This window comes from Streptomyces sp. P9-A4 (assembly GCF_036634195.1).
GTDB lineage: Bacteria > Actinomycetota > Actinomycetes > Streptomycetales > Streptomycetaceae > Streptomyces.
In genome coordinates, this window is sequence record NZ_JAZIFY010000002.1 from 148,199 (window position 1) to 161,896 (window position 13,698).

Below are 13,698 nucleotides of genomic sequence, written 5' to 3' on the forward strand. Positions count from 1 at the left end.
GAGCCGTTCCTGCTCCGCCTGATCCAACCGCCACGTGGCCCGCCGCACCCGCGCCAGCACCCGCCGCTCCCGCCGGAACTTCCCCAGCCAGTCACCCCTCACCCGCCACAGCCTGCCAGCCTCACACGGCTCCGTACGGGCCGTTCAGCAAACTGAACACCCAACCGCTACCCGCCACAGCGATACTCCCCAAGGCCGGATGACAGGCGGGTGTCTCTGAACTCGTCGGTGCAGAGCGCCCTGCTGCCGACTAGGCCCTGTCGTCAAATGTCACGCCCACATCAGGAGTGAGGCGAGGGTGACAGCTGCTTCGTAGGACTGGGCGGTCTTGTCGTATCGGGTGGCGATGCCCCGCCACTGCTTCAGGCGGTTGAAGCAGCGTTCCACGACGTTGCGGTGCTTGTATGCCTCGCGGTCGAAGGCCGGCGGGCGGCCTCCGCGGCTGCCTCGCCGGGCCCGGTTGCGGACCTGGTCGGCCCGCTCGGGAATCGTGTGCGGGATCCCGCGGCGGCGGAGCCAGGCACGGATCGCCTTCGAGCTGTAGCCCTTGTCTCCCAGCACGTGATCGGGCCGGACCCGGGGCCGTCCCGGACCGATCCGGGGCACCCGGATCGCCTCCATCACCGCGGTGAACCGGGTGCAGTCGTTGGTGTTGCCGCCCGTGACGACGAAGCCGAGCGGACGGCCCCGCCCGTCGCAGGCCAGGTGGATCTTGCTGGTCAGGCCGCCTCGGGACCGGCCGAGGGCCGGGTCGCGGAGCCCCTTTTTCGGGCCCCGGCCGCGTGCTGATGGGCGCGGACGACCGTGGAGTCCACCGACACCAGCCACTCGATGTCGCCCGCCGCGTCCGCCTTCGCCTGCGCGGCCCGCAGCATCCGGTCGAACGTCCCGTCCGCCGCCCACCTGCGAAAACGCGTGTGGAGCGTGGCCCACGGCCCATAACACTCGGGCACATCCCGCCAGGCCGTCCCGGTCCGGAACTTCCACACGATCCCGTTCAACACCCTGCGATCGTCCAGCCGCTTCCGCCCCCGCAACGACACGGGAAGCAACGGCCGGACGAACTCCCACTCGGCATCAGACAGCTCATGACGACGTATCACGCAACCATGATCCACCAGCGGTGATCATTTGAAGACACCGCCTAGGGCGTGTGTCGGAAGTGCTCTAGGTTGGCTGATGTGAGTGCGCGGGGGCGGAGTTATCGATACGTCGGACCGGTCGATCTGGAGGATGCCGTCCGGCCTGGCAGCGGCGGGTGCCGGATCAGCTCGACAGCTGAATTCGGCGATTGGATCGCTGGGCGATCGGCGGCGGAGCTGGCCGAGCCGTTCACCTTCGTGGTCGGCACGGACGGTGCGCTTCGGCTGGCGCCACGTCGGAGCGAGCACGTGGCCTGTGCCGGCGGAGACATGGTTCTGAGTGCCGGCGAGATCGGTTTCGTGCGCGAGGCCGACCAGTGGGCCGTGAGCGAGATCAGCAACCAGTCCACCGGCTATTGCCCCGACATCGGCTCCTGGTCGGAAGTCGCTCGTGCTCTGGACGACGTAGGGCTCGAACGACCCTCCGGCTTCACCCACGAAGTGGTGTTCCGGCGGTGCCCCGACTGCCAGGAACACAACATCGTGCGCGAGGACGACTTCGTCTGCGTCTTCTGCGGCAGCAATCTGCCGGAGACGTGGAACGTGGATCCCGCCGTATGACGGCCGAGGTTCACAGCCACTCGTTGATGGCAGCGACGAGGACAGTCGCCTCGTAGCGGACCGCGAGTTTGTCGTACCGCGTGGCGACGGCGCGGTGTCTCTTGAGCCGGTTGATCCCGCACTCGACCGCGTGGCGTTCGCGGTAGTCAACCGGGTCGAAGCGCGGCGGTCGGCCGCCGCGAGAGCCGAGCTTCCGACGGTTGCGGGCATGGTCGGCCTTGTCCGGGATGGTGCAGCGGATCCCGCGGCGGCGCAGGTAGGCACGGTTCTTGCGGGAGGCGTACGCCTTGTCGGCCCGCACGCGATCGGGCCGGACGCGTGGCCGGCCTGGTCCGATGCGGGGCACGCGGACCTTGTCCAGCACGGGTTCGAACTGCGGCGAGTCCCCGCGCTGTCCTGCCGTGATCACGATCGCCATGGGCTTCTGGCCCTGCTCAACCGCCAGGTGCAGCTTGGTGGTGAACCCGCCGCGCGAGCGTCCCAGCCCGTGATCAGGGAGCTCGGTGAAGATGCCGCCCGGTGGTTCCTTCTGCCGGTCGCCCTGCTTGCGGGCCCCGGCCGCATGCTGGTGGGCGCGGCAGACCGTGGAGTCGACGCTCAGGTCCCACGTGATCGCCCCCTTCGCCTCCGCCAGGGCCTGGAGTCGGCTGAGGATCCGGTGCCAGGTGCCGTTCCGCTGCCATCGGCGGAACAGGTCATAGACCCGGCCCCACGGCCCGTACTCGACGGGGACGTCCCGCCACGGGACACCGGTCCGGACCCGGAACCGTATGCCGTCGATCAACTGCCGCCGGGGCCAGACAGGCGGCCGACCTGCCTTCGTGCCCTTCGGTAGCAGCGGCTCCAGCACCGCCCACTGCTCGTCCGTGAGATCTCCCCGCCCCATGAACCGTGATCATTCACAGTCCAAGATCCACTTTCGATACACGGCCTAACGCGCGGGTTCGCGCGACTGAGCGGCCAGAAATTCGCGAACCCGCCCGCTTTGCCGGGCGGCGCCGTCGACGAGAACGAGTCCCCTGCCCAGGGCGCCGCGCGGGAACTGCGCGAAGAACTCGGCGTCACCATGACCGTCGACCGCGGACTGGCCGTGGACTGGGGCAGCGCCGACAGTATCGACGCGCCCGCCGACATGCGCTTCCCCGGCGAGCTCCTCCATGTCTTCGACGGCGGAGTCTGGGACGACGACCGGATTGGAGAAATCCGTCTACCGCCCAGCGAGATCACCGCGGTCGAGTTCGTCGAACCCGCACGGCTGCCCGAGCTGCTCTCCCCGGCCGACGCCCGACGCGCCCTGTCCGCGCTGCGGGCCCGGATCAACTCCGCCGGCACGGCACTCCTTGAGAACGGCCAACCCATCGCCCCCGGGGTCTTGGACCGCCTCGGCGTCTTGCGGACCGCCCGCCCGTTCTACCGCTACACCTGGCACCCCGGACCGGCCCCGCACGACCTCACCGTCACGCAGGTGTGGGGCTGGCTGTTCGCGCCGGACGGACGCGTCCTGGTCCTCCTCGAACCCGACACCGCAGTCGCCATCCTGCCCGGCGGCGCACCCGAGGAGCAGGACCACGACGACGCTGTAGCCACCCTGCGCCGCGAAACCGAAGATGAAGCAGCCGCCAGGATCATCAACCCGCTGCTCCTGGGACACGTCACCGACCCCGCCGCCCAGCGCGGATACCTGCGCTACGCCGCCGCACTCACCGAAATCGGTCCCGCCCAGCCCGACCCCGCCACCGGCCACACCCACACCCACACCCGCATCCTGGCCACTCCCGAACAAGCCGCCGAACTCTTCGACTGGGGGGCGGCCACCGCACACCAACTCGCCGCGGTCCACCAGGCCCGCCGACAACTCGGGCTCCCCCGGGCCACCCGCCAGCCCGTCACCGAACTCACCGACCCCATCACCCGGTAGTCCGTCCGCTTCCGCTCTCCCCCACCTTCCCGAGGAACCCATGAACCCCTTGCTCCGCACGACAACGCCCGCCTCTGATGACCCCGCTCTGCCACCTGCAGCTCTTCCGGTCCGGCCCGCGCCCGCTCCGGGTGCCGCGGCGGCAGGGCTGGAACTGGAGCGCCGCACGGGACACTGCCAGTGCGGTGACATCGCATACGAGGTGCTCGGCACGCCGGACGACCCGCACACCTGCTTCCCTGATGATTGAGTAAGTTCAAGGGACTCGTAGGGGTGGCAGATGGACGAGTGGTGGCTGGTGTTCGTGCCGGATCCGGATCGGTGGGGGCCGCTGCCGAAGGAGGGGGTGCTGGGGGTCCGCGACCTGCCAACCGCCTTGGACGCGGTGGGACTTCGCCCGGGCGATCCGGTCTTTGTACGGCCTGATTTCGTCGTGGACGCAGAATTGCTGCAGTTCGCTCTCTGGCCCGATTTCCGCGACCTTGAGAGAGAATCGCGTCGGAATTACGCGACGGATATCCGGCTGCTGCTGTCGTGGCTTTGGCGGCGGGGGAGTTCACTGGCGGGCGGCGACCGACACGGATTTGCGGGCGTACAAGGAATGGCGCGTCGATTCGCCGTTGAATCCGCAGCGAGTCGGCGGTGCGAAGTGGAATCGGGAGGCAGCTGCGCTGACCCAGCTCTACAAATGGGCGAAGGTGAGTCCTCTCCCGTTGGACGTGGGGCGTCGCGCGGACCGTGAGGCAAGTGCGCGTAGCTCTCGGGTGTCGTGGCTGACGCCGCGGACCTGGGGTCTGTGGCAGGACCTGGGGCTGCGAGGACTTGGCCGCGATGGGGCACCGTTGCCCGGTTGGGACGGCAGAACCGAACTGCGGAACGCCTCGTTCGTTGGGCTGGCGCTTAGCTCGGGCCTGCGGCGGCAGGAAGCCGGGGCGATGCTGACGTTCGAGGTGCCGACCCGGCGCCTTCGGTCTGGACGTTACTGCCATGGCCAGGTGGCCAGCGCGCTGTCGCGGTCGAAGCGTGACCGCACGTACTACACCTCGGTCGAGTCGGTGCGCCAGCTCGGTGCCTACAGCGAGTCCGAGCGGACGTGGGCTATCCAGCGTGCCCAGCAGGAGGGCCGTTACGAGAAGCTGTCGCTGATGCGTCTGGTCACGAAGGTGACGCACGGCCGGGCTCCGGTCGTGCACTGGGTGGACCGGGCCGGGGTGGCAGGCCGGCGAGAGTTGAGCCTGATGGACTGGCGCGAGCGGCAGTGGCTGTTCGTCGAGGGGGCGCACGGGCCGGAGCCGGCGTGGCTGTGGTTGACCGAGCAGGGCATGCCGATGTTGCCGGACCGATGGAACACGGTGTTCTGGCAGGCCAATCAGCGGTGCGAGGAAGCTCTGTTGACGCCGGAGGAGCGAGAGATCCCGCGCCCGCTGAGGTCGGCTGCGGTACGGGGGAAAGCTCCGTACGCGAGCCCGCATGCCGCGCGCCACTCCATGGCGCTCTACATGCTGATCGTGCTGAACGAGCTCATGGACAAGAAGTACGGGCTGACCGTGGCGGACCGACGCGACTTCGCTCAGCTCTACGGCGACCCGTGGTGGCTGGTGAAGACCTTGTTGGGGCACCGGGACGTCGAAACGACGAAGGAGCACTACCTCAACCCGGTCATGCACATGCAGCTGGAGTCGATCCTCGCCTTCGACAACGAGGACGAGCACGGTGAGACGGACCGGACGAAGGATCTGAACGGCCTGTTCGCCCAGCTGGCCCGGGAAACCTCCGGGATCCAGGACATTGAGCTGCTGGTCGACGCCCTGCCCATCGCGGCGGCATCGTGAGCGGGCGGGGACGCAAAGCCGTCCTGCCGCCGCCGGACTTCCAGGCAACCGAGCGAATAGCCGCCGACGGACTGCAGGCCACCGTGGTGAATAAGGAAGGCTTCGAGCGCGTCTTCGATTTCGCCGCGATCGCCGTGCCGCAGCCGATGCGCTGCTCCCTTGCGCGAGCGTTCGCCGCGCAGTCCATGGGGTGGAACAGCCACGCGAGCGGTGAGTCATATTGGCGATCCATCGAGGTCTTCGCCCGGTTCCTCAAGGACCAGGGCCAGCCGGCCGAGGACCTGGGCGACCTCACCTCCGCCACGCTCCGGCTCTGGCGCAACAACCACAAGGACACGCCCGGCGGGCGCGAGGCCCTGGGCAAGATACGTACGCTGTTGAAACGCGAGCCGCGGCTGTCGCAGGGCCTGGCTGCGGAGGAACTGGCCCGCCCCGTTCCGAAGAAGGGCAAGCCGTCCAAGCAGTCCTACCGGCCGTCGGAGCGCGACCAGGTGCTGCTGGCCGCCGAACGGCAGTTCCGGGCCGCGCTGCTGCGGATCCGGGAGAACACCACGTGGCTCGCCCGCTACCGGGCGGGTGCACTGGACCCGGACAGCCGTGACTGGAGGATCGGGGCGACCCTCGAACACATCGCCGCCACGGGCGAACTGCCCGGATACCCGGACAAAAGCGGGAAGGTCTACACCCGAGCCGAAGGGCTGCTGCGCGGAAAGAACCGCGGGAAGACGACGGGCCGGCTGTTCCTGAGCCGGTCGGAACTGACGGCCCTGGCCGTGATGATGACGGACCGCTACGGCTGGAATCTGTCGGTCTTCGACCGTCTGCACGTGCCCGTCACGACCCCGTCCGCGGGAGAGATCGCCACGGTCACCTACGAGGTCCTGGTGGAGAAGCGCCGCTCGGGCGAGGGGCGCTGGTTCGACACGGAGAACTACACCGACTCCGGTGCGGACTCGCCGGGCCGACTCATCACCCAGGCCCTGGAAGCCACGGAGCCCGGGCGAACCTTGGCCGCCACGCTGTCACCGGGACACGACCTTCTGATGGTCGCCCGCAACCGGCGTCGTACCGACGTGGACTCCAATCTGGACCGGCCCCGGAACGTCGGCCCGCTGTGCTTCGGGGTGTCCAAGGCCGATGCACGAGTATGGGCGAGCTCTCACAAGATCGGCTCGCCCTTCCAACGCGCCCGCAGGACCACCGTCACCACAACGGGCAAGCCGCTGCAGCACAAACGTGGCACCCACGAGAGCGTCTACGTCCTGCCCGACGAGAACGTCCAGCAAGCCGCTGTGGACGTGATTGCGGCCGGCGCCGAGGAAGCCCTCGAACAGGCCCGCGACTACACCTTCAAGGGGCGCCTCGCGAACGCGGCCGACGCGACCCACCTGGAGACCGCGACCGCGGACTGCTCGGACGAGGAGACCAGCCCCTGGCCAAATCCAAGCGGCGGCTGCGGCGCCGACTTCCTACTCTGCCTGTCCTGCGAGAACTCCCGGGTCCACACCGGCCACCACCCGCGTCTCGCGCTCCTACGCCGCCAGTTGATATCGCTCCGCTCCAGCTGGCCGGAGAAACTCTGGCGCAAGCGATGGGACGAACATCTCCAGCGACTCGATGACCTGCGGATAAAGGTCAACGAGAACACCTGGGACGCCGCTCTGGCCCGGATCACCGACCGCGACCAAATGATCGTCGACCACCTACTCAAGGGAGACCTCGCCCCGTGACGACAGCCCTGACCCTCGAGGCCGATCCCTACATCCTTCCCCTCCCGGGGCTGGAGAGCCCGGTGGTCCTGGACCGGTGGATCAGCGCCGGCAACACCCACCCCAACTCCCCCTACAGCGAAGACGTCTGGTCGATGGGACCGCTGACCGACAATCCCGGGGACAGCGTCCACAAGATCAATTTGAAGAGGTGCCCCGCCTCCCTGCGAACCGAGTTCAGGCGCCTCATCTGGGTCCTGATCAACGGCGAGCTACGCCCCACCTACGTGCAGGAACGGGGCTTTCAGAACCGGGGACGCGACGGCGTGATCAGCATGCGCGACAACATCCTGCAGTGGTTGAAGTTCGCGCGCTGGCTCGACCGGCAAGGCGTGTCCCAGCTCAGCGACTGCACCGTGGAGGATTGGAAGGCGTACGCCGCCGCGCGCACCAGCGGCTGCACTCGCGATCATGCCCTGACGGTTCTGCGCTGGCTCTCGGACCTGTGGGCCTTCGACCAGCTGTCCGTCAGCCCCTGCGGTATTACGCAGCCGCCCTGGGAGAGCGAGGGCATCGACGACTACCTGCCGGCCGCGAAGGGGGAGGCGGGCGGGGAGAACAAAACGGAGCCACTGGACCCGACGGTGATCGGTCCCTTGCTGACGTGGTCGATCCGCCTGGTCGAGGACTTCTCCGACGACATCCTGGCCGCCTGGGCCGAGCGCCGCCGCATGCACGCCCGTGTGAAGGCCACCCCGAGCACCCGAGTGGGCCTCGCGGCCGTCAAAAGCTACCTTCAGCCGCTGCTCGCTTCCGGGGCTCTCCTACCTGCCACCGTGAGCCGAAAGCACGGCATCACCCTGGCCCACCACTACGTCGCCGCGGTCACGGGAGCCAGCTGGAACCAGGTCCACGCATTCGTTACTCGGCGCGGGCTCCGTGCGCTCGCCGCCCGGCGGCCCGGCCCCAGCCCGATGCAGGTGCCGGTGATGGGTCGGATCGAGGGGCGGCCCTGGCGCGAGTTCATGGACTATGAGGAGACGCCGATCCTGGTGCGTCACCTGGCCACGGCCGCCGCCATCGTGATCTTGTATTTGACCGGGATGCGCCCCCAGGAGGCTCAATCGCTGCGGTCCGGCTGCTGCCCCGATCCGGAACCCCACGAGGACGGCTCCATGCCGCGGCATCTGATCCGAGCCCACCACTACAAGAACGTCCGCGACTCCGACGGCCACCACGTCTCCGCTGGTGAGGAGCGGGCCGTCCCCTGGGTCGCGATCACCCCCGTCGTCAACGCCATCCGGGTCCTGGAACGCATCGTCCCCAAGGGCGAGCTCCTGTTCAGCTCCACCCACCACGATGTCGTCTCCCAGCGCAAGCACCACGGTGCGCTGAAGCGCGCCAGCCTGGGCCGCCGCGTCGAGAATCTCGTGTCGTGGATGAACCAGGAGGCCACCGCCCAGGGCCTGCCCGCCCAGATGGTGCCGGAGGACCCGCACGGCAACCTTGGCTTGAGCCGTCTGCGCAGAACTTTGGCTTGGCATATCGCCCGCCGCCCCGGCGGTCTGGTCGCCCTCGCCATCCAGTACGGACACATGCGCACCGCCCTGGACGCCCGCACCTCCACCGGCTACGGCAACCGCGGTCGTCGGGGGTTCCACGGGGAGCTCGACGTCGAGACCGCTCTCGCCGCCGCGCAGACCGCAGCGCGGCTGCGCGACGCCGCGGCGGCCGGCGAGAAGATCTCCGGTCCCGCCGCTCGACGGGCTCTCATCGGAGCAACCTCGATCCCCAGCTTCGAAGGCGCCTTGACCACCCCGAAGGCCGCCGCCAAGTTCCTCGCGCGCGACGGCCTCATACTCTTCGACAACCCGGACGCGTTCCTCATCTGCGCCTTCAAGCGCGACACCGCCCTGTGCGACCCGGATCCCGGGGCGACGGCACCCAACCAGTTCGCCTGCGAGCTCGGCTGCGGCAACGCGGTCCGCACCGACAGTCACGCGCAGGCGGCGCGAGAGCACGCTGATCGTCTCGATGCGAGGGCAGCCCTGATGCCCCAGCCCCTGGGCGACCGGCTTCGCCTGACCGCCGCCCGGTTCCGCGCTCTCGCCGACGCCCACGACTCTGCCGCCCAGTCCGTCGAGGAGGCCATCGCATGAACCAGCAAGACGAGGACGAGCGTTCCCGCATCCGCTCGGCCATGGACCGCCTCCTGGCCGGCCAGCCCACCTGCTCCAACGGCAGCCTCACAGTGGTCGCGCTCGCCGCCGAGGCCGGTGTCCACCGCATGGCGCTGCAAAAGCGCCACGCCGACCTCAAGGAGGAGTTCTACGCGCGGGTGCGTACGGAAACGCACCAGACGCCGGAGGTCGAAAGGCGGCTTCGCAAAGAGGTGGTCCGCCTGAAGGGAGCTCTCAAGGACTCCCGGGCCGCTGAGGCCCAGTCCCGGCATCGAGCGGAGCAAATGGCCCTCGCGGCAGCCGTTCTCATCCTCCGGCAACCCGATGGCCAAGACCAGCCCGTCCCCGACAACGTCATCCCGCTCCGCCCGTCCGGCGATTAGAGAATAGAGCGCCTCTTCACTCTCCATCGTGAATGCCGATGCTGAAGGCCAGACGCAGGGTGCTGAGGGGTCCGCGCTACTTCGTCGCGGCTGATGGCTCCGTGCCCGGCGTGTCCCGTAGCCCCAGACGGAGGTGCTCGACGTGGAAGAGTGCCTGGTCGAGGAGTTCGGCGACGTGGTGGTCGTACAGAGTCCGCCTCGGCGACGGCATCCCCGTCCATGGGCGACATGCCCGGCATGGACCACATGGCTGCCGGCAACGGCCTGTCCGACACCAAGGACGGCTACCGCCTCACCAGCACGGACACGACCCTGACGGCCGGAAAGCCGGCCGCTTACCGGTTCACCGTCACCGGCCCGGACGGCAAGCCGGTCACCGGCTTCGCCGTCGACCAGACCAAGCGGATGCACTTCTACGCCATCCGCTCCGACCTGACCGGCTTCCAGCACATCCACCCGACCATGGCCGCCGACGGCACCTGGACCGCCGACCTGGACACGCTCGCGCCCGGAGCGTGGCGCATGTTCACCTCCTTCACCCCCGACAGCGGAGCCGGCAAGGACACCGCGTTCGTCCTGTCCCGCACCGTCTCCGTCCCGGGCACGGCGACGAAGACCCCGCTGCCGGCCGCCGCCAAGACCGCCGAGGTCGACGGCTACACCGTCACCGTCAAGGGCGAGCCGATGGCCAAGATGGCGCACCCGCTGACGGTCACCGTCACCAAGGACGGCAAGCCCGTCACCGATCTCCAGCCCTACCTCGACACGTACGCGCACCTGACCGCCCTCCACGAGGGCGACACCGCGTTCGCGCACCTGCACCCGACCACCAAGGTCAACGGAGACCACGGCGGACCGGAACTGTCCTTCAACGCGGAGCTGCCGACCTCGGGGAACTGGCAGCTGTTCCTGCAGTTCCAGACCGGCGGCAATCTCCACACCGCGGCCCTGACCCTCAACGTCGGCTGAACCCCAGCGGGGCGCCACCCACCGGGTGGCGCCCCGCCCTTCCCGACCCTCTCGCCCGGCGCCGTGCCGTACAGGTGCGACGTGTCGATGGGCCCCATGCCGTGCTCTTCTCGGAAGGCTTCAGGGATGATCCACGCCGTACTACACGCACTGTCGATCGCCGGTTCCATGACCTGGGAAATCACCTGGGCCCTGATCCTGGGCTTCGCCCTGTCCGCGGTCGTCCAGGCCGTCGTCCGCAAATCCACCGTCGTCTCCCTGCTCGGCGACGACCGGCCCCGCACCCTGGCGATCGCCGCCGGCCTCGGCGCGGCGTCCTCCTCGTGCTCGTACGCCGCGGTGGCGCTGGCCCGCTCGCTGTTCCGCAAGGCCGCGAACTTCACCGCCGCGATGGCCTTCGAGATCGCCTCCACCAACCTCGTCGTCGAACTCGGCGTCATCCTGGCGCTGCTGATGGGATGGCAGTTCACCGCGGCGGAGTTCGTCGGCGGCCCAATCATGATCGTCGTCCTGGCAGTGCTCTTCCGGCTGTTCCTGCGCGACAAGCTCCTGCGCGAAGCCCGCGAGCAGTCCGAACGCGGGCTGGCCGGCTCCATGGAGGGACACGCCGCGATGGACATGTCCGTCCAGCGGGAAGGCTCTTTCGCCCGGCGGCTGCTGTCGCGCGAGGGCTTCACCTCCACAAGCCACGTCTTCGTCATGGAGTGGGCCGCGATCCTGCGCGACCTGGTCATCGGCCTGCTCATCGCCGGCGCCATCGCCGCCTGGGTGCCCGACTCCTTCTGGCGCACCTTCTTCTTCGACGGCCACCCGCTGGCTTCCAAACTGTGGGGTCCGATCATCGGCCCGCTGGTCGCCATCGCCTCGTTCGTCTGCTCGATCGGCAACGTGCCGCTCGCGGTGGTGCTGTGGAAGGGCGGCATCAGCTTCGGCGGCGTCGTCGCGTTCATCTTCGCCGACCTGCTGATCCTGCCGATCCTGAACATCTACCGGAAGTACTACGGCGCGAGGATGGCCCTCTTCCTGCTCGGCACGTTCTACCTCGCCACCGTCATCGCCGGGTACATCGTCGAGTTCACCTTCGGCGGCCTGGGCCTCATCCCCGACCAAGCCGACGCGAAGATCCCCACGGAAGGCATCACCTGGAACTACACCACCTGGCTCAACATCGTCTTCCTCCTGCTGGCAGCCGCCCTCCTGGTGCGGTTCTTCCACACCGGCGGCAGGGCGATGCTCCGCATGATGGGCGGATCCCCCACCGCCGAACACGACCACTCAGCACACCACCCCGGGGAGCAGCACGAAGGCCACCACCGCTGACCGCCACCGCCGGCTCCACCCAGGGGTGGAGCCGGCGCTCCGTCCCCGGGCCGTTCCGCCCGCGCCCCCGCCGTGCTCAACTGGCACCCGTGATTGCCACATTGCCCCGGATCCTGCCCAGCCCGGAGGACAAGCCGCTCCCGCCCGAGGGAACGGCGAACGCCTTCCGGGCCTTCGCCCGCGACCTGGCTTCCGGCCGGCGCGCCTGGACCGCCGCAGAAGCCGGCTTTCTCGGCGGACTCTTCGACCAGCTCGCCGCAGACTGGGACAGCACCCAAGCTCGCGACCGCCTTCACGTCCGTACTCAGCCTCGACCTGTCCGAGCAGATGCTCCACCAGGCCACGGGCCGATCCCCGGCCCGCGTACGCGGCGACGCCAGCGCCCTGCCCGTGGCCGACGCGTCCATCGCCGCCGTCGCCGCCATCGACATGCTGCTGTTCCCCCACCGAAACCGCCCGGGTCCTGGCCCCGGGGGGCGTGCTCCTGTGGATCAACCAGCTCGGCCAAGACGGCCCGCTGTACCTGTCGGCCGAAGATGTCAAGGCGGCTCTACCTGGACGCTGGACGGCAAGAGAAGCCGAAGCCGGCTGGGGAACCTGGGCCCTGCTGCGACGGCCGTCACCGTGAGCCGCAGGTCCCGGCGGATCAGTAGTCGACGTGTGCAACGAGAACAGCAGCGAGGAGCCGATCGCGATCAGCATGCGCGCCAGACTGGGCCGCTCTCCTCCGGGGTGAGGAGGAACTCGTTGAGGACGGTTGTTGCGAGGAAGACGAGCGCGCGGCATCGAAGCCCCCGGTAGCCCTTGCTGCTGCACCTCACCGAGTGGCCGCGGTTCTCCCCACATCGACCCGCGCCGCCTCGCCACCGAACCACCACCCCGCGCGTCATCGACGGCCGCGGCACCCTGAACGCTGGCACCTGGCGCGACGCGGGATGGACCGTCCGCGCCCTCGGACGCCCCTGAGCCGCGGGTTCGTCGCCCGGCCCGTGACGCCCTCCGCAATCGGCGCACGCCGGGGCCACGCCAGAGCCTCCAACGGCGTCCTGGCGATCATGGAAGCGATGGCACACTGATGGGCCCAACTTGCCTATTTTGCCCGGGAGATCACCTGATGAACGCCACCCCCGCCGACGCCCCGGTAGCCGAAACAGCCGGGGAACGTACCGGCGGCTGCCTGTGCGGCCACATCCGCTTCACCACCCGAGGGCCGGCAGTTTTTGCCCACACTTGTGCATGTGGGCACTGCCAGAAGCTCGGCGGTGCCCCCTTGATGTGGTGGGTGGGATTCGAGACGGTCACCTGGACCGGAGAGAGCGAGCCGACCTGGTACGAGACCTTCGAATGCGAGGCGAAGCGCGGCTTCTGCCCGACCTGTGGCAGCCGCGTCGCGGCGATCGACAGCGACATCCCGGAGATTGGCATCAACGTCACCGCCCTCGACGACACCAGTGGCCCAGACCTCGTGCCGATCCACGCGTCCTTCCGTGACAACGCCGTGCACTGGCTGCGCCCGGTGCCAGAGACCGAGCACAGTACGGCCGGTTGACCGCCCGTCCACTGGTCGGCAACGTCACCTGCTCCCTCGATGGCCCCGGCCGGCATCCCGTTCTCGCTCGCGAGCAGGGCGCGAACTCCCGGGCCGGGGCCCGCCGGGGGACATGCTCAGCCAGGACGACGGAGA

Annotated in this window: 11 protein-coding genes and 2 pseudogenes; 10 read left to right on the forward strand and 3 right to left on the reverse strand. The window is 69.0% G+C overall.

The features are described from left to right. Positions 1-270: 270 nt before the first annotated feature. Positions 271-1,100, reverse strand: a pseudogene (locus V4Y03_RS31350) (IS5 family transposase). An 81-nt stretch (positions 1,101-1,181) separates the two neighbouring features. Here V4Y03_RS31350 and V4Y03_RS31355 point away from each other — a divergent pair. Continuing rightward, positions 1,182-1,703 carry a hypothetical protein gene (locus V4Y03_RS31355; RefSeq protein WP_332437408.1) on the forward strand — a complete coding sequence of 174 codons (522 nt, stop codon included), beginning with the start codon at positions 1,182-1,184 and terminating at the stop codon, positions 1,701-1,703. Between the two features lie 10 nt (positions 1,704-1,713). Here V4Y03_RS31355 and V4Y03_RS31360 read toward each other — a convergent pair whose 3' ends face one another. Further along, the gene (locus V4Y03_RS31360; protein ID WP_317879112.1) at positions 1,714-2,589 is read right to left on the reverse strand and encodes an IS5 family transposase; all 876 of its coding nucleotides are present in this window, start codon (positions 2,587-2,589) and stop codon (positions 1,714-1,716) included. A gap of 99 nt (positions 2,590-2,688) precedes the next feature. Between V4Y03_RS31360 and V4Y03_RS31365 the strand changes: the two genes are divergently transcribed. From V4Y03_RS31365 to V4Y03_RS31385, 5 genes are all read left to right on the forward strand, one after another. Then, positions 2,689-3,621: an NUDIX hydrolase gene (locus V4Y03_RS31365; protein WP_332437409.1), complete on the forward strand. Its 933-nt coding sequence runs from the start codon at positions 2,689-2,691 to the stop codon at positions 3,619-3,621. 935 nt (positions 3,622-4,556) lie between these two features. Then, a complete protein-coding gene (locus V4Y03_RS31370; RefSeq protein WP_332437410.1) occupies positions 4,557-5,453 on the forward strand; it encodes a hypothetical protein in 897 nt (298 codons plus the stop codon). Beyond that, positions 5,450-7,183, forward strand: a complete 1,734-nt coding sequence (locus tag V4Y03_RS31375; RefSeq protein ID WP_332437411.1) for a hypothetical protein — start codon at positions 5,450-5,452, stop codon at positions 7,181-7,183. Before V4Y03_RS31370 ends, V4Y03_RS31375 begins: the two co-directional genes overlap by 4 nt. Beyond that, entirely contained in the window at positions 7,180-9,321 is a 2,142-nt protein-coding gene (locus V4Y03_RS31380; RefSeq protein WP_332437412.1) for an integrase, read from the forward strand. Before V4Y03_RS31375 ends, V4Y03_RS31380 begins: the two co-directional genes overlap by 4 nt. Beyond that, a complete protein-coding gene (locus V4Y03_RS31385) occupies positions 9,318-9,725 on the forward strand; it encodes a hypothetical protein (RefSeq protein ID WP_332437413.1) in 408 nt (135 codons plus the stop codon). Before V4Y03_RS31380 ends, V4Y03_RS31385 begins: the two co-directional genes overlap by 4 nt. Positions 9,726-9,801: 76 nt before the next feature. Here the strand turns inward: V4Y03_RS31385 and V4Y03_RS31390 are convergent. Further along, positions 9,802-9,915, reverse strand: a pseudogene (locus tag V4Y03_RS31390) (transcriptional regulator); the annotation flags it as partial. Positions 9,916-9,953: 38 nt separating this feature from the next. Between V4Y03_RS31390 and V4Y03_RS31395 the strand changes: the two are divergent. The 4 genes from V4Y03_RS31395 to V4Y03_RS31405 all read left to right on the forward strand — a co-directional run bounded on the left by V4Y03_RS31395 (position 9,954) and on the right by V4Y03_RS31405 (position 13,563). Continuing rightward, positions 9,954-10,694, forward strand: coding sequence for a hypothetical protein (locus V4Y03_RS31395; protein ID WP_332437414.1), 741 nt, complete (start codon positions 9,954-9,956; stop codon positions 10,692-10,694). 129 nt (positions 10,695-10,823) lie between these two features. Beyond that, complete coding sequence (locus V4Y03_RS31400; protein ID WP_332437760.1) at positions 10,824-12,014, forward strand: permease; 1,191 nt, start codon at positions 10,824-10,826, stop codon at positions 12,012-12,014. Positions 12,015-12,107: 93 nt separating this feature from the next. Next, positions 12,108-12,815 (forward strand): methyltransferase domain-containing protein, encoded by a 708-nt coding sequence (locus tag V4Y03_RS33985; protein WP_443079903.1) that lies wholly within the window; start codon positions 12,108-12,110, stop codon positions 12,813-12,815. 313 nt (positions 12,816-13,128) lie between these two features. Continuing rightward, positions 13,129-13,563: a GFA family protein gene (locus V4Y03_RS31405; RefSeq protein WP_332437415.1), complete on the forward strand. Its 435-nt coding sequence runs from the start codon at positions 13,129-13,131 to the stop codon at positions 13,561-13,563. Positions 13,564-13,698: the final 135 nt, after the last annotated feature.

Coding starts and splice junctions, on each gene's coding strand:
- V4Y03_RS31360 (WP_317879112.1), bottom strand. CDS start 2,589: ATGGGGCGGGGAGATCTCACGGACGAGCAGTGGGCGGTGCTGGAGCCG.
- V4Y03_RS31370 (WP_332437410.1), top strand. CDS start 4,557: ATGCTGACGTTCGAGGTGCCGACCCGGCGCCTTCGGTCTGGACGTTAC.
- V4Y03_RS31395 (WP_332437414.1), top strand. CDS start 9,954: ATGCCCGGCATGGACCACATGGCTGCCGGCAACGGCCTGTCCGACACC.
- V4Y03_RS31405 (WP_332437415.1), top strand. CDS start 13,129: ATGAACGCCACCCCCGCCGACGCCCCGGTAGCCGAAACAGCCGGGGAA.
- V4Y03_RS31385 (WP_332437413.1), top strand. CDS start 9,318: ATGAACCAGCAAGACGAGGACGAGCGTTCCCGCATCCGCTCGGCCATG.